Here is a 22988-nt window from a genome sequence, read left to right on the forward strand (position 1 = left end):
CCGCAGATGCGACCGTTGAGGGTTAAACGTCAGAAGATTAAACGTCGGTACCTCGCTGCCCGAGTGGCCCGTATTTATTCTCCAATCCCCTGGCTTGAGCATTTAAGGCTTCACGAGCACCTTCAATAGCACCTTGTTTGGCCATTTTAAATACCTCCTGGCCCAGGGCATCCTGAAGTGAGGGAGACAGTCCGGATTGTTGGCCCATTTGTTGAGTTCTGGATTGCTCATCAGTCCTGACCTCATTTGTTTGTTGGCTGGCCAGTTCTTCAGTTAACTGCTTCTGTATTCCTGGTTTTGAAGAAGATTCAAGGAACGATTCGCATTTAGTTGCTTGCTCATTATGCATAGCTGCTTGCTCGCGATGGAAACTAAGATCCCGGAGGGCATCGGCGTTCAGCCGCTCCCTTGTAGGTCCCTGCTGGCCATAATGAGAAACACCTTCACCCACTAAGCTACGCATTTGTTGAATGTCGCTGTCGACTCTCTGCTCAAGAACTGTACGTTGCGGTGTTGGAGCAGTCTCTTTGCTGTCAGGAGGAACGGAGCGGCTATCAAATTGAGCATGCTGGGTTGACCCGGTTACCGAGGCCTGAGGATGTGCCCCATAAGCTGGAGTCTGCGCATGCCCGGGGGTTGCAGGAGTATGTGTGGGAGCCGGGGTATATGGCGGCATTGCTGAACGGTGTGGGTCTTGTTGATGGCCTGTATGGGGTGATTGACTGCTTACTGGCTGATGGGCAGCGGGTGCAGGCGCGGGCGCAGGCGCGGGCGGTGCTGCGGATTGTTTCGCTCCCTGGTCAGGGGCCTTTTCCGGCGCTTTCTGCTCAGCACTCTTTCCCGAGTCAGCCGTTTTTTCCTTTTCAGCAGTTTTTCCTTTTTCAGCAGCTTGCTCTGATGATTTTGATTCAGGTGCCCCCCCTGCATGCCTCGTATTGCTAAAGAATTTCCCCAGATTCAAGCGTTCAAGTAAGGTTTTATCGCCAGCTGATTTCTGTTCACCTTCAGCGGCTTTCTTTTCACCTTCAGCAGCTTTCTTTTCGCCTTCAGCAGCTTTTTTTTCGCCTTCAGCAGCTTTCTGCTCGCCGTTAGTCTTAGCCTCTTCCGGAGTTGCAGGGGCAGTTTCTGCGGCAGTTGCTCCCGCTGGAGATTGAGGCGTCATGTAACTGGTAGCGGGGTGCTGTGCAACGGAGCCGAAAGGGGGCTCACCGCCCTGTTGCTGATAGGGCAAGGCTGCAGCCTCTGGTCCGGAACCACGCAATTGAAGTGCCGGATCACGTGTGCTGACATTATGCCCACCATAGTAGCCAGTCGGCCCAGATGACTGTCCGGTCTGAAGCCCACCCGCTGCCGGTGGAGTGTAGATTTGTTGTGTGCCCGATGCTGGTAATGGGTTCGCCATTATTTAATCCTTGTTAAATTGATGGAGAAATTGGGGGTTAAAAATTATGCAGATCTCATTTTGCCAAGATGGCAACAACATTCGACAGGTGGGAGTGTCATTGGTTCTATATCAATTAGTAATTATTGTTTTATAAAGATATATTGTTTTAATTGTTTTTGCCTGCCGGTGTTTTTAAGTGATCTGGTTATTTACAGGACAATTGACTTATGGGGGGCTGTATTTGTCAAAGGTAATAAAAAGAGAATCTGAACAATATTTTGATGATCTTGCCTTGTGGTTATTGCTTGTTTTCTCTTTATTCAGGAAAAATATAAACTTTTTGATGAACTATCGTTGGGTTTTATCAGTCTACAAAATGAGAATACATTCATGATTGGTTCAGGGTGATCAGTTAAGGAGTGCGATTTCTGATGCCGGTGTAGTTAACCTGGCATTGATGTGCAGAACCGGGGAGTAATATTAAATACTCAGGAAGAGCGATAGATATTCTAAATACAACGGTCAGGATCATTGGCAGCAGTCTGGTTATTCATCCTGCACGCCACAAATTGGAGAAAGGAAATGGAGAAGGGTATGTTCCAGGCAAAAGATGCATTCAACGCAGGTATTGTCCGGCAAAAGCCAGCCGAACTCTGGTCGATGATCTCTCCTCATTACTCCGTGGATGAGGCTTCATGGTTACAGGAACTGGTGCAGATCCTGGATGAACAGTCCGGAGATTACCCTGAGACAGCCAGTCAAGCCACCAGAATGATTGAGCAGGTCAGGAGCAGTGATAATGGCATTCATATGATTGATGCATTGTTATTGCAGTACAGCCTGGACACTCGGGAAGGTATTTTGCTGATGTGCCTGGCTGAAGCCCTGATGCGCATTCCCGATGATCGGACTGCCGACGCCCTGATCCGCGACAAGCTCAGTGTGGCTGACTGGAAAAAACACCTGAGCCAAAGTGACTCTCTGCTGGTCAATGCCTCCACCTGGGGGTTGCTGCTTACCGGCAAGGTGGTCAACCTTGACGCCGGGGAGGATGGTTCTGCCGGAGGGGTTATTGGCAAACTGGTGAACCGGATGGGGGAACCGGTCATTCGCCAGGCGGTTAACCAGGCCATGAAGATTATGGGGCGTCATTTTGTCCTGGGGCGTAATATTTCAGAAGCGTTAAAGAATGGCCTGAAACAACGGGAAAAGGGGTATACCTACTCTTTTGATATGTTGGGAGAGTCTGCCCTGACCATGGAGGATGCCCGGCGTTATCACGATGAATACCTGGCGGCGATCAGAGCAGTGGCCGCTGAGCCCGACCACGGAAACTCCCCCCGTGCCGGAATTTCCATCAAGCTCTCTGCACTTCATCCACGCTATGAAGTGGCACAGAAAGCGCGTGTGTTCCGTGAACTGGTGCCTGCGCTGGTGGATCTGGTTCGTGAAGCCAGGGCGGGCAATGTAGCTATCAATATGGACGCTGAGGAACAGGATCGTCATGAGCTGTTTCTGGAAGTGTTTGAGCGGGTTTACCGGCACCCGGATTGTCGTGGCTGGGGTGGGCTCGGCTTGGTGATCCAGGCTTACGGCAAACGGGCACTGCCGTCGTTGTGCTGGCTTTCTGCCCTGGCCCATGAGCAGGGAGACCGCATTCCGGTTCGTCTGGTAAAGGGAGCTTACTGGGACAGTGAAGTAAAGCTTTGCCAGCAACAGGGGCTGACCGGGTATCCGGTTTATACCCGCAAGGAAGCGACAGATGTTGCATACCTGGTGTGTGCCAGATTTCTGTTATCCGAGCCTGTCAGGTCGGCGCTCTATCCACAGTTTGCCAGCCATAATGCCCACACTGTCGCCAGCATTCTTACCATGGCAGAGCTTGAAGGTGCCGCTGATTTTGAGTTCCAGCGCCTCCACGGTATGGGGGATGCGCTCTATAATTTCATCCTGACTGATCATCGTCGTCCGGTGCGTATCTATGCGCCTGTTGGCAGTCATAAGGATCTGCTGCCTTACCTGGTTCGTCGTTTACTTGAGAATGGTGCCAATTCCTCCTTTGTTCATCGCCTGGTGGATGCGAAAACCCCGGTTGCTGCTCTGGTTCAGCATCCGGTGGAGACGTTAACAGGCCGGGTTTGTTTGCAGAACGACCAAATCCCGTTGCCACCTGCTATTTACGGCCAGTCACGGAAAAACTCACTGGGTGTGAATGTGGATATTGACAGTCAGTGGCAGCCATTTCAGCAAAAAGTACAGAGCTTTATGGGGCATAAATGGACTCAGGGGCCGTGGATTGATGGTCAGCTTGTACCGTCAACAGAGACCTCTGAAATAACGTGCCCCTATGACCGCTCTCAGATTGCAGGCCATTTGGGATGGAGTGATAAAACTCAGGCCGATGAAGCCATTGGCATTGCTGAAGCGGCCTTTGAGCGCTGGAATTCCACACCCGCAGAACAGCGGGCAGACTGTCTGGAGAAACTGGCAGACTTACTGGAGGAAAACCATGAGGAGCTGGTGGCCCTGTGCCATCAGGAAGCTGGCAAAACCGTGCACGATGCCATTGATGAAGTGCGGGAGGCGGTGGATTTTTGCCGCTATTACGGGAGTCAGGCACGGGAGCGGTTTTCATCAACCATCATGATGCCGGGGCCGACGGGTGAATCTAACGAGCTGCGGCTTTGTGGGCGAGGGGTTTTTCTCTGTATCAGCCCCTGGAACTTTCCCCTGGCCATTTTCCTCGGGCAGATTACCGCAGCGCTTGCCGCCGGGAATACGGTGATAGCCAAACCTGCTGAGCAGACCGGCCTGATTGCGGGCAGGGCAGTTGAGCTGATGCTGGCAGCGGGAATTCCAGGGGATGTGATTCAATTATTGCCCGGCGATGGTGCGACGGTGGGTCGTCAGCTGGTGGCCGATGCCCGGATTGCCGGTGTCGCTTTCACCGGCTCCACGGAAACCGCCCGGTTGATTAATCAGACGCTGGCGAATCGCCCGGGCGCGATGATACCGCTGATTGCTGAAACCGGTGGTCAGAATGCCATGATTGTCGATTCCACCGCACTGCCTGAGCAGGTGGTGAATGATGTTCTCTTGTCCGCCTTTGGCAGTGCCGGGCAGCGCTGTTCAGCGCTCAGGGTACTTTATGTGCAGAAAGATATTGCTGACCGGGTGATCACTCTGTTGCAGGGGGCAATGGAGGAGTTGTCTATCGGCAATCCGAGTCTTCATTCTACCGATATTGGCCCGGTTATTGATGAGAAAGCCCGCCAGTCACTACAGACACATATCCAACGAATGAAACAAGAAGCCAGGCTGCTGTTTGAATGCCAACTGCCAGCGAATTGCGCTAACGGCAGTTTTGTTGCGCCGGTTGCCTTTGAAATTGACCATATTGGCCAACTGGAGAAGGAGCACTTCGGCCCTGTACTCCATGTGATTCGTTATGATGCGAAAGCCTTACCTGAGGTGATTAAGCAGATCAACAGTACCGGGTATGGCCTTACCCTGGGAATTCACAGTAGAAACGAAGTGACGGCGACGTTTATTGAGCAGCGGGTCAGGGTAGGTAATATCTATATCAACAGGAACCAGACTGGCGCTGTCGTCGGTGTTCAGCCATTTGGTGGCCAGGGACTGTCAGGCACCGGTCCAAAAGCGGGTGGGCCAAACTACCTGCAGAGGTTTGCCACCGAACAGACGTTGTCGATCAATACCACGGCTGTTGGCGGAAACGCCACGTTGCTGTCTTTGGGGAGTGAGTCTGTGTAAGCGGCAAAACCCTCGTTCACATGCGATGAGGGTGTTGCGAAAAGCCTCAAAAAGCCTTGAACCACAAAGGCACAAAGACACAAAGACACAAAGTTATTTTGGGTTTGCCTGAGCTACGCTCAAGAAACAAAAAAGGCTTCCTTTGTGCCTTAGTGTCTTTGTGGTTCAAGGCTTTTATACCTACCGCTTCACCTCATGGAGCAGCGGGAAAACAGCAGTGTCTGGTTAATCCTGTGTTACCCGGTTAACCTCTTCAAGGCTGGTAACCCCCTGCAGCGCTTTCAATAGCCCCGATTGGCGAAGGTTGTTAAAGCCTTCTTTCTGGGCCTGCTCCGAGATTTCCAGAGAGTTACCTTCGGCCATAATGATCTGCTGCATACCTGGAGTGATCGACACTACCTCATAAATACCCACACGACCTTTGTAGCCGCCCTTGCAGCTGTCACAGCCTTTAGGGCCAAAAATCTCGGCGGAATCCGCCTGCTCTTCGGTAAAGCCCTCTTCCAGCAGTGTTTCTTTCGGGATTTCAACCTTTACCTTGCACTGGTTGCACAGTCTTCGTGCCAGACGCTGGGCAATAATCAGACTGACCGAGGTTGCGATGTTAAATGATGGAACCCCCATGTTCTGCAAACGGGTCAGGGTCTCTGCCGCACTGTTGGTGTGCAGGGTGGACATCACCATATGGCCGGTCTGGGCCGCCTTGATGGCAATATTGGCGGTTTCCAGGTCCCGTATCTCACCCACCATGATGATATCCGGATCCTGACGCAGGAAAGCCCGCAACGCCTGGCTGAAGTCCATACCCTGCTTGGGGTTAACGTTCACCTGGTTAATACCTTCCAGGTTAATTTCCACCGGGTCCTCTGCGGTGGAAATGTTTCGCTCATTGGTATTGAGAATGTTCAAACCGGTATAGAGCGATACCGTTTTTCCTGAACCAGTGGGTCCGGTAACCAGAATCATGCCCTGTGGCTGGTGCAGGGCGGTCATATACATCTCTTTCTGCTCTTCTTCGTAGCCCAGGGCATCAATCCCCATTTTGGCACTGGAAGGATCGAGGATACGAAGTACGATTTTCTCGCCCCAGAGCGTGGGCAGCGTGTTGACCCGAAAGTCGATGGCCTTGCTTTTCGACAGCTTCATTTTTATCCGGCCATCCTGCGGCTTTCTGCGCTCGGAAATATCCATGGCCGACATGATCTTCAGTCGTGAAGCAATCCTGGACCCGAGGGAGACCGGGGGGCGATTGACTTCATGGAGCACACCGTCGGTTCTAAAACGAACCCGATAGGTTCTTTCATAGGGCTCAAAGTGCAGGTCCGATGCACCGCCTTTGATGGCAGACAGCAGCATCTTATTGACGAACTTCACCACCGGCGTGTCATCCTCTCCGTCGCCGCCGGAGGTTCCCAGGCCATCATCTCCTGAATCATCAACCGCACTGACTTCAAGGTCTTCAAGACCGACCATCCCATCGTCGTCGGCAAACATGCCACCGGTATCATCCAGGGCAGTATCAATCATTTTCTCCAGAATTTCGGGCTCCGACAGGACCGTATGAATGGTCAGGCCGGTATTAAAACGGATTTCATCCAGACCCTGAAGGTTGGACGGATCAGAAACGGCGGCAAACAGGTGTGAGCCCCGCTTGATCAGCGGCAGCACATTGTGCTTTCGCATCAGTTTTTCTTCGACGACGTCTTTGACGAAATGCTCTTTGTCAAAGGCTCTGAGATCGATCACTGGCAGGCCAAACTCTTCGGCAGTGGCGAGAGTCAGGGCATTACCGTTGACCAGTTTTTTTTCCAGCAGATATCGGGCGAGCGGCTTGTTGGCCTTGGCAGCAGCGGCTTCAGCGTCGTGAATGTCGGCCTCTTCCATCAATTGATCGGCCAGCAGGCGGGCAGCCAGCCCGGTCAGAGGTTTGTTTGCCATAACCTGTTTCTGTCCCTGGAGATTGAATTCATTGTCAGGGCCTGATGATGTTTCGCTGAACTGGCAACGGGGCATCAACAGGCTCTTTGTAATATATCAGCATAAATGGCGGATGGTTAAGGGTGGTTTTGTGCGGGGGGATTTTATCGGCCTGGGTTTTTGTCGGGAATCTTCCGGCTTTAATGGGGGATTTTGCATGGGCTGCGAGTTTGGATAGGCCCTCCCGGGGTACCGAGGGTTTCGCAACACCCTCAGTACCCTGGGAACCAGGTTAGAAGGTATAACCAACCGTTCCGGTAATGGTGCCTTTACGCAGAACGTTGTCGGCATCGCCACCCCAGGTCACTTTGGCCATCATATCGTCGTATTTGGCGGTCAGGCCCATGTTGATCCTTTTCTCGCCTTCTTCAAAGCGACCAGAAAAATGGGAGTTGCCATTAACGTCATGAGTAAAGCGGAAAGTGGACTCAAGGTTCAGTCCCTGCATTGCGACATCGTTCCAGTTGGCACCAACCATTACGTTGTAGCCCCAGCTGTTTCGGTCGAGGCGTTCTTCCGCATCGATTCCTGATTCAGCGCCCTTTCCTAAGATGCGGCCATAATATTTATCATTCAGGCCAGCTACTTGTTCAAACGCCGCTTCAGCAACAACGTACATCAGATCTGTGCCAAGAACGGCCCCAAATGGCTGGATGACAGATAAAGAGGCATCCCACATTGGCACTCTTTCAATGTTTTGATACCACTGATCTGTGCCAGTTTTAGTCTCGGTTGCCTCAGAAACAACAAAGTCCAGACCGTTAGCAATATTTCCAAGAGCTGCTGAAGCACTGCCAAGGATATCGTCTGGATGGTCAAGCCAGATTGGTGCATTTTCTCTATAGGTGATTTCACCGGCAATTTGTGTGTAGCCCCAGACTTTGGTATTGAAGCTGGCACCCCAGAGTTTAATGTCTTCTGGGTAAATCACTCGGGCATCAACTCCATTGGCAAGCATATTAAGAGTTGCAATACCACCCGCAAGTCCTTGGGCTTGTGGTGAAAGGTTATTTGGTGCTGCAGCGCCGCTAGCGGCGGACAAAAGTTCCCTTATTGCGCCAGCTGAAGTGCTTGCAATATCAAATGCACCTGTCGTTGGGTCGATGCCGCCAACTAACCCAATGCCTCGTGCTGCTTCGCTTTGAGAAACTCTGGCTTCAAAGAACGGAAGGCTTGAATGGTAGTTTGCGTAATATAAAGCAAATTCGGTATCAGGTAATGCCTCTGGTGTGAATGTAAACTTCACTCCCCACTGGCCAGAATCCTTGGCCGCTTCGACACCACCTACATTGGCAACCTTTCCGTAGTCGGCAGCTTGCAGAATACCAGCTTGCTCCAATACAGCATCCTGGCCTTTCAGTCCGAAATCCGATAGTTCATAGTAGGCAAAGTCAGAGCCCGGAACAAAGAGATCTGAGCCAGAACCGTAAGTACCACGCCCCAGCATAATTGAACGTTCCCAGTCGTATTGGGCAAAGGCTGACAGTTTCATTTCATCATTGAACTGGAGGTCTGCCATCAGCATGCCCTGGGCAATGTTCAGATCACCATCAGAGCCAGGGAGGGAAGAGAGTGCAACATCATAGGCGTTCAGATCTCTCAAACCACCGGCGTAGAAAATGGATTCGCCCCAGTTATGGGTCTGATCACCCAGTTTAAGGCTGAGTTTCTGGCCGCCTTCAAATGTCCAGTCACCGTATAAATAAGCGCTTTGTAACTTGGCCCCCCGGCCTTGATTATCTTTTACTTCATCAGACCAGCCGTTAAATGTTCCAGTCTCATCGTCAAAGCCTTTTGCAACATCCTTAGCGTTATTGGACTCCCACTTATTGCTGCCATTCATCAGTACATGGTCGTAAAAAGCCGTAGCACGACCATAGAAACCGTAGTTATCTTTTTTCAGGTCCAGCTCAGAAGTCAGTTTGAGAGCCTTGCTAACAAAGCCTTTATCAAAAGAACGATCGCCGTCGTTCTCATTTTTCTCAGAGCCATCCGGTGTTTCATAACCTTCCAGATCATACTTGGCCCCCAAAGTAATGGTAGTATTGAGAGTCCCCTGCACTTCACCATCCATTGCCTCAAACTCATAAGCTTGGGTAGAAGCAGCGAAAAGCAGTGTACCGGATAAGACAAAACCAGCGGTTGCAGGTGCGAGCTGCAGTCGTTTTTGTGGTGTCAACATGAGATGGTGTGTCCTTGCCGTTTATTATTAGAGTTATTTTTCCACCAATGGAGCATTCTAACGACGCTGTAGCGCGGGTAAGCCGGATTCCTTTACAGCCCCGGAATTCCTGAAAGATAGTCCCCACTATCACCGGTTACCTGACTACATTTTGAACCACAGTTGGCTATATATACGACGATGTTTAGAAAGTGCTCTTGGTATTATTTTTATTGTTTTGTGTTTCGGCCCGTCTATTTGTACTAAAGAGCATAGTGGTATGCAAGAAATTTATACCCTGTCTGGTTATTTCCTTCTTGATCTTTTTCCCCTTGTTTTACAGGGCTTTTCTTCCTGTCAGAGCGAGCTGTCTGGTGGTTACCTGTGATGGGACAACCAGTTTAACCTGTGTCTTTAATGTGAGCTGGTGCTCTTTGTGGGATAGCAAATCAACAGCTATAACCCTCGTAGACACAATGGTTTTCATTAGAATTCATCATCTGTCAGAGATGAATTTTTCGAATTTTCCGGGAAGATTGAGGTCCTTGATGCTTCTGCGGATTGGGAAATTCAGTTCGGGACGAATGACGGCACGGCATACGTTCTGAAGTGTTGGCACTGTTTCTGCCTTGCTGACCAGCTTATCCAGTAAGCCCAATAGATTCTCCAACGATGCCCGCTCCTTACGCGTGCAACCGGAGGCCAGTTTTTTTTGAGTATTTGAACGATCGATTGCTAATTTTTCCAGATATTGTTGGTATTTTTGCCGGAGTCTGGTGTGTTTTATTGAGTTTGTTGGGGCAACCAGGAAGGTCTCTAACATTAATTCTAACGGTTCAATGAATTCAGCTAACTCTGTCGTGTCGATGGTCATTGGGTCGGCACCGCTTTCTAGCAGTGTTTGAATCATTGATTTTCTGACGTTTGCGCTCTCTTCTTTATCTTTGCCTTTATAAAGCAGGGTAAACCTTAATGCCGTCATCCTCTTGCACTCGCCCTTGTAGGACCAGGGCCCGGTAGTCATGTTGGGGTTGGCTTTATGAAGCAACAGGGCTTCCAGCAGATCGGATTGTCCCGCTTTTGCCGCCATATGAAGCGGCGTCATGCTATCACCGTGATGACCGGCATCGGGAGTGGCCCCCAATTCAAGTAGCTTGAAGCAAGCATCCCACTGCTGGCGGTTTGAGACGATGGTCAGTAATGTTTGCTGCCCGGAATCGCTGTTAAATAATTTATCCTTACAGCGGTAGGCTTTATCAAAAAAATAAATCAGTTCCCTGGTACTGATGGGCAGCATGGTAGGGATGAATGCTGTATCTCTGGGCTTTAAAACATGTTTTTCAACCAGAGACTTAAGGTATTCAATTTCGGTCGTGTTAGCCGGTTCTTCTGAACCAAGAACAGCTATCCCTGTTACTTCTTTCTTTGGTGAATGATCGGCTTCAGCAATCTGATATTTGTAGTTCATTGTTTTGGTGCTGATTACCAGTCTGTCCCCATCTTTCATTTCACTTCTGAACATGGGGAAAACGCTTGAGGGAATGATTATCCTGGCGTCTTTAGCTAAGTGGTAATCATAGGGATTATTGCTCCTGGCACCGTCATAAATGGCTGAATCAAAAGTACCCGTTTTAGTCATATACAGGTGAGGGGGGTGATAGATCGCCCGAACGGATACACCGTTGAGAGTGGTTTTAAGGCCTGTTATATCCGGGATAAATTCACTGTCGTCGGATGCAAATCGTTTATGGTCATGATGTTTTTGATGAGCGCCATAAACCCTGTCGACAGAGTCAGAGAGGAATATGGTTTTGGTTAAATACATACTGGTAACTGGGGATTTTTCGACCATTCAGTAATTGATCAGATAATGCCATATATATCCAATCACCCAATATCTCAGGCCATAAAACTGTTTTAAAGTTCCGTCATTTTTTCCTATTGTGTTGTTGATAGCTGATTGCCATCAACCCGTCATTATCGTTATGGTATACGCGCAATAAATTTAATAAAAACGTTACTTTACCGAGCCTGCCTATGCGTACCTTATGTTTTCTGCTGTCTTTGCTGATCTCTGCCCAGGCGTTTTCCTGGTCCAACCACACTCTGGTCACTCACCAGATGCTGGCGACACTGCCGCCGGTTCGGGATGCTGCGCCGGTGACAGTGGAAAGTCTGGAAAGCTTTCTGCTGGCTAATGAAGAGGCGCTGGAAGCGTTTCTGGATCAGCAGGAGCAGTGGATGCAGGAAAATTTATGGCACTATGCGCCCCGTCCGCAAGATCTGGCCTTCACGGCGACGGGCAGCAAAGAGGATATTCGTACCCGCTTTGCCCATGCCATTCGTGTTAACCCGAATACCAAATGGCCTCTGTATTTACAGCTTCTTCCCGGGGAAAAACGATTGTCGCCACCCATTAAGCCCCAGTCAGTGAGCACACTGAACAGTTTTGATCATCTGGGGTCTGTGCAGTTGGTTCAGCTACAACCGGGGGATAAGGCCTCAGCCATCGATATCGTCACAACGGCCACGGACGAACCGGATCACGGGCTGGATATAGGCCTGTTTACCGACAGCAATACCGACTACGGCAAGATCTATGGGTTTGGTAAGCAGCCGTTTGGTAATCCAAACCTGGAATATGGTACACAGGCACCTTTCCACATGGGCTTTTACCATGAGTCATCGGTGCTTTATGCTCTGGGTGGTTTTTTAAAGCAGACGTATCCGGAGTATCGCATCCAGTCCTTTAAGCAGCTTTCCGAGTTTGCCTTCAGTCAGGGGCATGATTACTGGGGATGGCGTTTTATGGGATGGGGGCTCCACTATCTCAGTGATTTTTCCAACCCGTATCATGTGATGCCGGTACCGGGCAATAATACCATGGCAACCCTGTGGGTTGGCCTAATGAACCTTGTGGGTTTTCCAAAAGGGCAGAAAGAGGCGATCCAACTGGCATCCAACCGGCACACAGTCCTTGAAGATTTTCAAAGCCAGGTGATGAGTCAGGCTTATGCAGAGAAAAACCTGCAACACCCGACCATTCAGGCATTAACGAGACAAACAACCGCCAGAGTTTATGAGGATGATCATATTGTCACGGTCATTTCCAGGCAGGCTTATGATAAAGCGCACGATATTCACGAGGTGCTGGAACAGACCATGCCGAAACACTACGTTGATGATCCCATGGTGGAATATTCTGAACTGAATACCAGGTCTTCGTTGAAGGCAACGGTGTTAAAGACTTCCGGGGAGGATGGCTATAACCGGTTGATAGCGGTTATCACCGATTTGCTGGGTGGGTTTTCTGAGAATGGCGCTTCCTATGTGGAGGCTATTCTGTCTGCCAATACACGCTCTTAGGGTGGACATTAAGCTTACCCCTCCATTTTCAATGGCTTTTGAATGGAACCACGAAGGACACAAAGAGCACGAAGGAAAAGAAAATCTCTTCTTTGTGCTCTTCGTGTCCTTCGTGGTTCCATCTTTAACTTCCCGAAGAGGGGAGTAGACGCTTAATGTCTACCCTGAGAATACACGCTAGGAGGCCAGGTTGGATTGAGTCGGCAGATATTTATCCCTATCACATCGGTGAGTTTTATACCGTTGCCACCTCCGGGGCCCCTGTCCTTCCATTGATCCATTCAATTGGAAGGACAGACTTCATCAGAAATGGCGCAAAGATTTCAAATAATGTGAAAATAACGAAAAATCACGGAACGTTCTTGCAAAGTCACAGTCCAACCTGACTAATCGATCAGAAATGTATGAAAACATCTGCTCTACTACTTAACAACAATTGAGTAAAGCAGCTTGACTCAGTGTGCAAGCCTGGCTGACCTCTCAAGTTGGATACTATTATGATACCCACCTCATTTGAAAATACCCTTTCGACACGCTATCCAGAACAGCAAGAAGAACAAACGACCAGCCCTACACTCCCCCTTGTGAACATTGATTCATCGGAATTAACACCAGCACCACAAGGTATCGAGCTGCATAGACGCTCCAAAATAGAAGTGGTTAACAAATTTCCCTTGCGATACCTGCTTCGCAAATCTTATCGATTGAGCTTAGGTCTTACAAAAAATAATGACAAGATTGATACCTATCACCGTGAACTTACAAATTATGCTGATCAGAATAATCCGTTAGATACTTATAGTAGCAACAAATCCAGGCTCAGAGATCTGGAGTCCAAAACCAATGAAAGCCTTCGGTTACCCATACTCAGGCATAATAACAGAAGATACGAAGCACTAAAGACCAGAGTTGGAGAGCAAACACAGAGAATAAATGCTCTTCTGGAAGATAATCTAAAGCGTGCCATCCAATCATTTTCCAATATTGTTCCCTTGCTTGACTTCGTCGAATCAGAGTTGTCTGAGTTTATGGTATTGTCCAATACGTTCAGTTCGTTACAGGAGTCATTAATAACGTTATTTGACAAGGACCAGCACCCCGGTAATGCCGAGACTCTTCGGTTGATATACCTGCTTTACTGGCGGATCAATCAGGAATCAGGGCGGGAACATAACCACTCAGGTGCTCATCAGGAGTTGAAGGAAATACTGAGTGACATGGCCGTCAAGACTATGGGCTGTGATCTTGATTCACTCGATACTATGGAGTTATTAAAAAAATTCGTTGAAAATAATCACTGTTATATCAGCACTCTGTCAACTTCAGGTCATAAAGCACTTATTCAACATTTGATAAACAGAATAGAGCGTTTACCAAAAGAGAAGGTGTGTGCTGATTCACTATTTTTAATTAATGAGAAAATGGAAAATCTTTTTAAAGATGATGAAAAAGCAGTGCTCAAAAAGGCATTTTCTGTATTGTGCAATGAGGCCAAATCATTAGTTGATAGTAAGGCGGCTTTTTACAGAGTATATTTTGCTGGACTGGGCCAGGATGAGGTAGCCGAAAGAATATTCAGCAAAATGTATGCATCTATTAACAACTTTAATGATGCTCTGGAGGCATTTAATCAATTCAAACAATTAAGTGTTCGTCAGGAATTCTTTGATGGCTTATATGAAAAAGTGATGTCCTGTGCTGTCAGTGCTGAACATTTTCACCAGCTCGCCTTAAACTCTGACTTTGATAAAGATCGTAGCAAGTTATGTCTGGAAGGTTTGGCAAAGTATCCATGTCATATTGAACTCAAAAAACTTCATAAGAATCTTATTGAAAAGAAAATCTTCCAGCAGTTTGATAAAGCTGCTGAGAAATCAGCAAATGATTTTATTGAAAATTGTCAGTCACAGATTCAAGGGGTTGTTGAATTATACGAAACCGAGTATCAGAAACAATATTGCGAGCTAATCCAAGAGTCAATTAAACTCTATGATGAAAAAATTATGAAGGCCGAGACTAAATTTGAAAATGCTGATTGGTGTTTCAGAAATGTTGACGTTAGCAGTCATAATGATGATTGCATGAAAAAATTTCAAGAAACTTTAAAAAAAGCTGTTGTGCTTGCCATGGAGGCTATGATATTAGCGCCCACAGACGAAATGAGAAATAAGGGCGAACAACTGATCAACTCATATTTTAGTAAAGAACACAGGGCGTGGGGTTTTGATAGGAAAAAGATTCATAAGCCAAGTAAAATATTTGAAATCATTAATAAAATCAAAGCTAATCAAACTATAGAATGCAAATATCAGAATATAAAAACCAATGCTATTCGTAACCTCGAGGGCCAGCTAAACAATGAGGTATCAAATAAACTCTGTGAACTCTATGAAAATGTGAACCGGAAAAAGGAAGAATTAAGCACTTCATTGCCGTTGCTCCACCAGAAACTTGGCAGTTATTACTCTGGCTTGACTCACATGAAACCCACCGAAAGATATTTTCCAGTAGACGGTTTTTGGATGCCTTATCTGTATATTGCTTTATTCCGAACTCCGGAATGTACTGTCAATACGGCTTATGGATCTGATCCTGGTGAATTGCGTGTAGATCTTTCTCCGTCTACGAGTACAGAAAATTTATCCATACCCGCTTCCGGCTTTTCATATGATATTGATGTTGGGGATTTTGCCAGCCAGCCTCTTGATATCAGCGCAGGCTTATCATTAGACAGCGTTGATCTATTTTCTGAATTGGTCGTTTCTTCGCCAGACATTGGAGACGTTGTAGACGTTGCAGGTGATGTCGCCGGTTTCGATTCAGGTGATGTCGCCGGTTTCGATTCAGATGCTCTCGGTATAAGTAGTCTCAGCATAAGTAGTCTCGGTAGAGGTGAGTACAGTGGAGGTGAGTACAGTGGAGGTGAGTACAGTGGAGGTGAGTACAGTGGAGGTGAGTACAGTGGAGGTGTGAACAGTGGAGATGATTACAGTAGAGATGAATACAGTGGAGGTGGGTACAGTGGAGGTGGGTACAGTGGAGGTGGGTACAGTGGAGATGATTACGGTGTAGGCGGTCTCGGTGGAGGCGGTTTCGGTGGAGATGATTATTTCTGAGGTGATTACAATGTAACCCGACCCCTTACTCGATGTTAAAACTCAAAAGCTATTTTAAGCGGACGGGTTCCGGAGTTTTTCAGGGAAATCGCTGATCAATTTGGCTGTGCTGTACAAAAAATAACCAGAGTTTTGTGAGGCTTGAAAATAGTGCGGTGCAGTGAGTTATCCACAGGTCATTCAATGGTTTGATCAATGAATCTGTTGATGACTAAAGATTGAGCTATATATCCAGAAATAGTTATTCACTTTTATCCATCAAAAAATAAGCCCGGAACTTGCCGGGCTTATTTTTTCAAGTGTTGAAAGGGCAGGGTGAACCGCTTCCTTATCAGTGACGGGTTTCACTGGCGGGGAGAATGTTGGGGTGATCCAGCCAGTCTTCAGGGTTGTCATCAATGGTATCTATGGCTTCTGCTTCTTCAAGCTCTCCTCGTGTCGCCAGCACAGCCAGCTCTTTGGCAAATTTTTGCAACAGGTTAATAACATCATCACGATTACTGTTCAGGCTTTCATCGATTTCAATACTGAACAGAGGCGAGGCGTCATCCGCAAGCTCATCCTCTTCCTTGCGAACAAGGACCATGTGCAGGCCGGAAAATTCGTCATCACTGACTTCGGCCAGTTTAAAGGTAATAGACTGTGCTTCTCGAAGAATAGACAGCAGTTTCAGGGCTTCGGCAGCACTAAGATCTCCGGCATCTACACGGGCTTCAACATATTCTCTGGCAGAAAGACCAGAGGCAATATAGTTATCTACCAGATCTTGAATACTCTTGTACTTGTTTTGGCTCATAGACCCTCCTGAAAGCTGTTTCAGCGGATGCCTGACCCGTAGTTTGTCAGGCGCCAAGGCCAGATTCACCAGAGCCCGGGGGCGTTCTCAATTAGCCATGAGACCAGTACTTCAAACGTGTATTCAGACATGGCCATTTGCCTGATTGAGAATGTCCTCTGACACTGATTCCTGTTTCCAGTGTACCTGATTAGCGATGAATGTATAGGGAATAATACTGATGAAGTTAAAGTGGTATAACTATAGTCTCGTGGTCAAATTGGCCTGGGCTTTTACAGGTCAGCTGTTTTTTTTCTCTGAGCTGATTGATCAGGCTCTTTTGTTTTAGATGGTGCTTTCAATCTTTGGGGTGCCTGTTACCAAAGTATGAACTTGTACAGACTTAACCTGAACCTTTTGCCGGGCCTCAAGGCGTTACTCGATACTCAAAGCGTTTCCCTGGCTGCGAAGCAGATGCATGTTACCCAGTCCGCCATGAGCCGGACCCTGGCTCAATTGCGTGAAGCCCTGAATGATCCGATTCTGGTCAGGCAGGGCAACCGTATCTTTCTCTCTGAAAAAGCGCTGGCGTTGAAAGACGACGTGAACCGGGTGGTGACAGAAGCCAGCACCATATTTGAGAACCAGCAGTTTGACCCCTGGATTACCGAAAAAAACTTTACCATCGCCGGGACTTATATTGTTCTTGAGCAAATCCTGCCGCAAATCCTGCACCAGTTCTGGAAACAGGCACCGCATTTTAATTTTGAACTGTTACAGTTCAGCCCGCAGCTGGATAAAAAGCTGGAGGCCGGTCAGGTCGATCTGGTGCTTGGGTATGTTGGCAAGCCACCTGCCGGTTTCAGTTATGAGCTATTAATGGAGGATAGTATCTGTGCCCTGGTGCATGAGGATCATCCTCTCGTTGATCAGGAGATGACCATCGAAGACTTTGAGCAGTACCCGGTGATTCGCCACTCTTCGTGGATGGGAAGTTCTCATTTCATCAGGGACTACCTGGAAGGCCTCAGTGAGAAGATCCGTGTGGTTGCGAAAACACCCAATCTGCCCATCGGTTTGCAGCTGGTAAAGGACACCCACCATATTCTGATCACAATGGAGAGAGCGGCTCGTTACAATACTTATGTCCAGGATATGACGATGAAAACCCTGCCCGGTAAACCTCCCAGAGTCAGCTACTATGTCGTGTGGCCGGAGTACTGGGAGCATAACCGGGCGCATCGCTGGTTCAGGGAGTTCATCATTAATCGTTTCCGTCTCAAGTTGAAAGAGATGGAACGACAGGAGGCTATTATCAATGGTGAAGTGGATGTGCTGACTCACTGAGCTCGCCGGTAAGGTCATGATACACCCGGCCAGGCTGTAGCCAGCCTGGCCGGATGAATCAATAGCTGCCGACATCAGTATTGGACGTTGTATCAATGCATCTCAGTGCCAGCACATCATGGAGTTTCTCAACCTGGGTAATCAGAAGATGCACAGGTCGTGAGCTGGAAACAGTCATGGATAACTCAATTTTGCCACCGCAACGGGAAGGCATCATGCTCATGGTGTTCAGAGTAAAGCCCCGGTGTCTGATAACTCTGAGTATCCGCTCCACGACATCAGGCTGTTGATGGCATTGCAGGTATAACTGGAAGCTCATGAGTGTTGCTCCAACATTTCATGGTTAGCGGCTCCTGGTGGCACCAGTGGCCATACGTTTTCCATGGCATCAATGCACACATGAAGCAACCATGGGCCACTCACACTCAACATCTCATCCAGGGCTGACGTTACCTTATTCCGATGGGTGATGGTTCTGCCGCCAATACCAAAGGCCTTGGCCAGCGCAATAAAGTCCGGGTTATCGGAAAGATCAGTTTCGCTGTAACGGCCCTGATAAAACAGCGCCTGCCACTGGCGAACCATGCCCAGCTTCTGGTTATCCAGCAGGACTATTTTAATAGGCAGCTGTCTTCTTTTTATGGTGTTCAGCTCTTGAACATTCATCATAAATGAACCATCACCGGATACCAGAATAACGGTATCATCCGGCCGTGCCATGGCAGCGCCGATGGCGGCAGGCAGACCAAAGCCCATGGTGCCCAGACCGCCACTGGTCAGATGGTTACGGGTGTGGTGAAAAGCCATATGCTGGGCAACCCACATTTGATGCTGCCCGACATCACAGCTGATAATGGTATTATTCGGCAGCTGTCGGGATAGCTGGTTGAGCAGCAGGGGCGCATAAATCGCCTCACCGGGTTTGTCGTATCGCCATTGATGTTCTTCTTTGAGTTGCTGACAGTGGCCCTGCCAATCGTTGACGGGTAAAGCGATGGACAGTTCTTTCAGTACCCAGGGCATGGGCTGATGAAAGACGACATGTGCCGCTCTGCGTTTGTGCACTTCTGCCGGGTCAATATCGATGTGGATAACTTTTGCATCAGGGGCAAACGTGTCCAGTTTGCCTGTCACCCGGTCATCGAAACGGGCACCCACAACAACCAATAAGTCACACAGTTGTACTGCCGTGTTTGCCGCCCGGTTGCCATGCATTCCCAGCATGCCAAGATAGGCCTCGTTGTCCGGAGGTACAGTACCAAGCCCTTTTAATGTGCAGACACTGGGCAGGCCGGTCATTTGCAGAAAATGGCGCAACGCTGGTGTAGCACCAGCCATATTCACACCACCACCGATATAAGCGATGGGGCGGGATGCTGACCGCATAAGTTCCAGCGCTTGATCAACGCTGTTATGGGCTGCCTGATCAGGGTGGAAACCGTTCTCAACCAGGTCGAGTGGTGGCTGCCAGTTGGCGGAAGCCTGTTGTATATCTTTGGGAATATCCACCAGGACAGGGCCCGGTCGCCCGGAATTGGCCAGAGTAAATGCCTGATGAAGAGTTTGGCAGAGCAGGTCCGGCTCTGTCACAAGGAAACTGTGCTTGGTGCAGGCCATGGAAAGCCCCAGCATATCAATCTCCTGAAAGGCATCGGTACCCATGGCACTGGTGGGTACCTGGCCGGTAATGGCAACAATAGGGACAGAGTCCATCATGGCATCTGCCAGTGCAGTGATCAGGTTGGTTGCACCAGGGCCTGAGGTGGCAATACAGACACCGGTTCGCTGGCTTGAGCGGGCATAGCCAATAGCGGCGAAACCGGCTCCCTGCTCATGGCGGCAGAGCAGGTGCTCAACAGGGGAGTCAAGCAGGGCGTCATACACCGGCATAATGGTGCCGCCGGGATAACCAAAAACGGTATCAACACCGTGGTGAACCAGGGTTTGGACAATTGCTTCAGCACCATTCATATCGATGATCCCCCGACTGCCAGATGTTGAGGGTAATCGCTGCAGATAGAATGACAGGCAGGATAGTGACAGATAGCACGATCAGGTTAAGCATGACTTTTCTCCTTTATCAGGTATAAAAAAACCCCCGGACCTTTCGGTGCGGGGGTTTTGTAACAGCTGTTTATTCAGCCCACAAAGCCACCCGCGGTGATAATAATCACCACGTTAAGAATGACTGTTTGGTTCGGGGCTGAAAGCATCATAGGTTTATCAGTTTTAAATGTTTAACGTACAGGTTATATAGCACAACATTATTTGCAGTGCCAGAAACCCAGAGGCATGATCACCATGGAGGTCAGTATGAAAGGCCAGCCCGACACTCAACCCACTGTGCTGGATGTTGATAACCTCCGGCAGCAGTTTCCCCTGTTGTCACAGACCGTGCACAGCCATCCGCTGGTCTACCTGGACAATGCGGCAACCACACAGAAGCCGGTGTCGGTTATTGAGTCGCTAGACCGCTATTATCGGGAGCAGAATGCCAATGTGCATCGGGCAGCACACTTCCTGAGTGCCTGCACGACCCATGGGTTTGAAGCCGCCAGAGAAACCACCCGCCACTTTATTAATGCCCGCTTTACGGAAGAGATTATCTGGACCCGGGGCGCGACTGAAGCCATTAATCTGGTGGCCAGCAGCTGGGGGCGAAGCCAGCTAAAGGCTGGCAATGAGATTATCCTGAGCCGCCTTGAACACCATGCCAATATCGTTCCCTGGCAACTGCTGACTGAAGTCACCGGGGCAACCATCAGGGTGGTTGAGCTGGATGATGCTGGCAATCTGGATATGCAACAGTTCCGGCAATTGCTGTCGGATAACACCAGACTGGTGGCAATGACCCATATCTCCAATGCCATTGGTACGATCACTCCCATTAAAGAGGTTATTGAGCTTGCCCATCATGCCGGTGCCCTGGTTCTGGTGGACGGTTCTCAGGCTGTTGCTCACCAGAAAGTGGATGTTCAGGCGCTGGGGGCCGACTTTTATGTGTTTTCCGGCCATAAGGTCTATGGCCCTACGGGAATCGGTGTGCTGTACGGGCGAAGAAAACTGTTGGAAAACATGCCTCCCTGGCAGGGCGGTGGTGAGATGATTGAGCATGTCAGCTTTTCCGGCACGCGCTTTAATCGCCTGCCGTTCAAATTTGAGGCAGGAACCCCCAATATTGCCGGTGCCATTGGTTTAGGCAAAGCGCTGGAGTTTTTAGCGGATATTGATGTTGCCGCCATGCAGGCCCATGAACATCAGCTGCGTCAGCTGGTGGAGGAGGGATTAAGCCAGATAAGTGGTATCCGTCTGATTGGTCGGGCAGAGCGGAAAGCGCCCGTTGTGTCGTTTGTCTCCGGTGAACTCCATAATCAGGACATCGGGCTGATGCTTGACCAACAGGGGATTGCCGTGAGAACCGGGCATCATTGTGCCATGCCCCTGATGGAGGGCCTGAACCTCAATGGAACGGTCAGAGCTTCTTTTGCCCTCTATAACACCATCGATGAAGCCATGGCTTTTGTGGATGCCATGGATAAGCTCCACCATTCACCGCTGTATATTGCTCACCCTGAAATGAACAGTGATCAGACCCAGACAATCATCAGTGAGGCAACTGACCTGCCAGAGGTGTTTCGTCAGCAGGCTCCGAACCTTGCCACGATAACAGAACGGTTGAATAGGCTTTCAGGCTGGCAGGAACGTTACCGCCAAATCATGCTGCTGGGCAAAGAGCTGCCTGTGCTGTCAGGGGAATGGAGAAATGATGATGCCCGACTTCATGGTTGCGAGAGCAGTGTCTGGCTGCATCATCACTATGACGATGAAACCATGCGCCTGTACTTTATCGCTGACTCCGATGCGAGAGTGATTCGGGGGCTGATAGCCATTGTTCTGGCGGTATTCTCAGGGAAAACACCAGCAGAGATTGAACAGGAAGATATTGACCTGTGGTTCCGTGAGTTGGATCTGTTCAATCATTTGAGCCCATCCAGGGGCAATGGGCTTAAGGCGATTGTCAGGGAGATTCAGGCGGTTGCCCATCGTTATCGATAGCACCAACCGACTATTCAGGCAGAATGGCCAGTTCTGGTCAACTTCTCAATAATTCGCGCAGCCGCAGCAAAACCGAAGGTCGCAGTCACTGCGGTAGCCGCACCAAAACCACTGGCACAGTCCATTTTCATTGAGCCTTCACCGGTTGGTTTGGTCTGGCAGATGGTGCCATCAGCCTGTGGATAAACCGCCTGCTCGGTGGAAAACACACAGTCTACCCCAAACTTTCGTTTGTTATTCTTGCTGAAGCCATGACGGTCACGAAGCTGGTTGCGCACTTTTCTTGCCAGAGGGTCGTGCCAGGTTTTGGTCAGATCGGTGATCTGAATCTGGGTAGGATCCATCTGTCCGCCAGCACCGCCAGTGGTGATGATTTTGATTTTGTGACGTTTGCAGTGAGCGATCAGCGCCGCCTTAACCCGGAAGCTGTCGATGGCATCCAGCACATAGTCAAACTCGCTGGTGATCAGTTCCTGAAGATTATCTTCTGTAATAAAGTCTTCAATGGTCTGACATTGACACTCGGGGTTTATCTGGGTAATGCGTTCGGCAATCACTTCAACTTTCGAGCGACCAATGGTGTCCGTAAGCGCATGCAATTGACGATTGGTGTTGGTAATACAGATGTCATCCAGATCGATCAGTGTGATGTTACCCACCGCCGTTCTGGCCAGGGCTTCTGCTGCCCAGGAGCCAACACCACCAATACCGATGACGCAGACATGGGATTGACGAAGCTGTTCAACAGCACTGTTGCCATACAAGCGGCGAATACCGCCGAACCGGTCATTGAAGCTGTTGCTGGGGGAAGAGGCTGCTGGCATTGGAAACAACTGAGATAAAACATTAGCCGTCGATTATACAACCCAAAGTGGCATTGTTTTAATCAAATTTTGCCCTGCTTTGACTCTGACTGACCTGCCATCAATGGAACCTAATAATTATTTCGAGGTCAAATTGCGGTGTTTATTGTCCAAGTGCGCGAGGCTTCATTCTGAAAGCAGCATCATCAACCCATCACCGCTCAGAGTC

The 22988-nt window shown here is 49.1% G+C and carries 13 protein-coding genes; 5 read left to right on the forward strand and 8 right to left on the reverse strand.

The window, feature by feature from the left end:
• Positions 1-37: 37 nt before the first annotated feature.
• Positions 38-1402: a hypothetical protein gene (locus J7438_RS17365; protein ID WP_209277540.1), complete on the reverse strand. Its 1365-nt coding sequence runs from the start codon at positions 1400-1402 to the stop codon at positions 38-40.
• A gap of 576 nt (positions 1403-1978) precedes the next feature.
• Here J7438_RS17365 and putA point away from each other — a divergent pair.
• Entirely contained in the window at positions 1979-5158 is a 3180-nt protein-coding gene (gene putA, locus J7438_RS17370) for a bifunctional proline dehydrogenase/L-glutamate gamma-semialdehyde dehydrogenase PutA (protein ID WP_286196669.1), read from the forward strand.
• A 225-nt stretch (positions 5159-5383) separates the two neighbouring features.
• On the opposite strand, the gene pilB is transcribed toward putA, so the two are convergent.
• The 3 genes from pilB to J7438_RS17385 all read right to left on the reverse strand — a co-directional run bounded on the left by pilB (position 5384) and on the right by J7438_RS17385 (position 11148).
• A complete protein-coding gene (pilB, locus tag J7438_RS17375) occupies positions 5384-7096 on the reverse strand; it encodes a type IV-A pilus assembly ATPase PilB (RefSeq protein ID WP_209277542.1) in 1713 nt (570 codons plus the stop codon).
• Between the two features lie 271 nt (positions 7097-7367).
• Positions 7368-9317: a DUF1302 domain-containing protein gene (locus J7438_RS17380; protein ID WP_209277543.1), complete on the reverse strand. Its 1950-nt coding sequence runs from the start codon at positions 9315-9317 to the stop codon at positions 7368-7370.
• Positions 9318-9792: 475 nt separating this feature from the next.
• Positions 9793-11148: an ankyrin repeat domain-containing protein gene (locus J7438_RS17385; RefSeq protein WP_209277544.1), complete on the reverse strand. Its 1356-nt coding sequence runs from the start codon at positions 11146-11148 to the stop codon at positions 9793-9795.
• 185 nt (positions 11149-11333) lie between these two features.
• On the opposite strand from J7438_RS17385, the gene J7438_RS17390 reads away from it, so the two are divergent.
• Entirely contained in the window at positions 11334-12662 is a 1329-nt protein-coding gene (locus J7438_RS17390; protein ID WP_209277545.1) for a hypothetical protein, read from the forward strand.
• A 485-nt stretch (positions 12663-13147) separates the two neighbouring features.
• Positions 13148-15778 carry a hypothetical protein gene (locus tag J7438_RS17395; RefSeq protein ID WP_209277546.1) on the forward strand — a complete coding sequence of 877 codons (2631 nt, stop codon included), beginning with the start codon at positions 13148-13150 and terminating at the stop codon, positions 15776-15778.
• 331 nt (positions 15779-16109) lie between these two features.
• Here J7438_RS17395 and J7438_RS17400 read toward each other — a convergent pair whose 3' ends face one another.
• Positions 16110-16574 (reverse strand): hypothetical protein, encoded by a 465-nt coding sequence (locus tag J7438_RS17400; protein WP_101746581.1) that lies wholly within the window; start codon positions 16572-16574, stop codon positions 16110-16112.
• Between the two features lie 366 nt (positions 16575-16940).
• On the opposite strand from J7438_RS17400, the gene J7438_RS17405 reads away from it, so the two are divergent.
• Entirely contained in the window at positions 16941-17900 is a 960-nt protein-coding gene (locus J7438_RS17405; protein WP_209202842.1) for a LysR family transcriptional regulator, read from the forward strand.
• A 58-nt stretch (positions 17901-17958) separates the two neighbouring features.
• Here the strand turns inward: J7438_RS17405 and ilvM are convergent, their stop codons facing one another.
• Both ilvM and ilvG read right to left on the reverse strand, forming a co-directional pair.
• A complete protein-coding gene (gene ilvM / locus J7438_RS17410) occupies positions 17959-18219 on the reverse strand; it encodes an acetolactate synthase 2 small subunit (protein WP_209277547.1) in 261 nt (86 codons plus the stop codon).
• Positions 18216-19871, reverse strand: coding sequence for an acetolactate synthase 2 catalytic subunit (gene ilvG, locus J7438_RS17415; protein ID WP_209277548.1), 1656 nt, complete (start codon positions 19869-19871; stop codon positions 18216-18218). The genes ilvM and ilvG overlap by 4 nt, the downstream gene beginning before the upstream one ends.
• Before the next feature lie 342 nt (positions 19872-20213).
• On the opposite strand from ilvG, the gene J7438_RS17420 reads away from it, so the two are divergent.
• Positions 20214-21956: a SufS family cysteine desulfurase gene (locus tag J7438_RS17420; protein WP_286196670.1), complete on the forward strand. Its 1743-nt coding sequence runs from the start codon at positions 20214-20216 to the stop codon at positions 21954-21956.
• A gap of 14 nt (positions 21957-21970) precedes the next feature.
• Here the strand turns inward: J7438_RS17420 and tcdA are convergent, their stop codons facing one another.
• Entirely contained in the window at positions 21971-22780 is an 810-nt protein-coding gene (tcdA, locus tag J7438_RS17425) for a tRNA cyclic N6-threonylcarbamoyladenosine(37) synthase TcdA (protein WP_209277550.1), read from the reverse strand.
• Between the last annotated feature and the right edge of the window lie 208 nt (positions 22781-22988).

The sequence above is a fragment of the Thalassotalea sp. G20_0 genome, from assembly GCF_017744175.1.
In the GTDB taxonomy this organism is placed as follows: domain Bacteria; phylum Pseudomonadota; class Gammaproteobacteria; order Pseudomonadales; family Endozoicomonadaceae; genus Endozoicomonas.

Excerpts from the sequence above, each read along its gene's own strand:
- J7438_RS17380 (WP_209277543.1), bottom strand. The coding sequence starts at position 9,317 with ATGTTGACACCACAAAAACGACTGCAGCTCGCACCTGCAACCGCTGGT.
- pilB (WP_209277542.1), bottom strand. The coding sequence starts at position 7,096 with ATGGCAAACAAACCTCTGACCGGGCTGGCTGCCCGCCTGCTGGCCGAT.
- tcdA (WP_209277550.1), bottom strand. The coding sequence starts at position 22,780 with ATGCCAGCAGCCTCTTCCCCCAGCAACAGCTTCAATGACCGGTTCGGC.
- J7438_RS17405 (WP_209202842.1), top strand. The coding sequence starts at position 16,941 with ATGAACTTGTACAGACTTAACCTGAACCTTTTGCCGGGCCTCAAGGCG.
- J7438_RS17385 (WP_209277544.1), bottom strand. The coding sequence starts at position 11,148 with ATGGTCGAAAAATCCCCAGTTACCAGTATGTATTTAACCAAAACCATA.
- J7438_RS17390 (WP_209277545.1), top strand. The coding sequence starts at position 11,334 with ATGCGTACCTTATGTTTTCTGCTGTCTTTGCTGATCTCTGCCCAGGCG.
- ilvG (WP_209277548.1), bottom strand. The coding sequence starts at position 19,871 with ATGAATGGTGCTGAAGCAATTGTCCAAACCCTGGTTCACCACGGTGTT.
- ilvM (WP_209277547.1), bottom strand. The coding sequence starts at position 18,219 with ATGAGCTTCCAGTTATACCTGCAATGCCATCAACAGCCTGATGTCGTG.
- J7438_RS17400 (WP_101746581.1), bottom strand. The coding sequence starts at position 16,574 with ATGAGCCAAAACAAGTACAAGAGTATTCAAGATCTGGTAGATAACTAT.
- J7438_RS17365 (WP_209277540.1), bottom strand. The coding sequence starts at position 1,402 with ATGGCGAACCCATTACCAGCATCGGGCACACAACAAATCTACACTCCA.
- J7438_RS17420 (WP_286196670.1), top strand. The coding sequence starts at position 20,214 with ATGAAAGGCCAGCCCGACACTCAACCCACTGTGCTGGATGTTGATAAC.
- putA (WP_286196669.1), top strand. The coding sequence starts at position 1,979 with ATGTTCCAGGCAAAAGATGCATTCAACGCAGGTATTGTCCGGCAAAAG.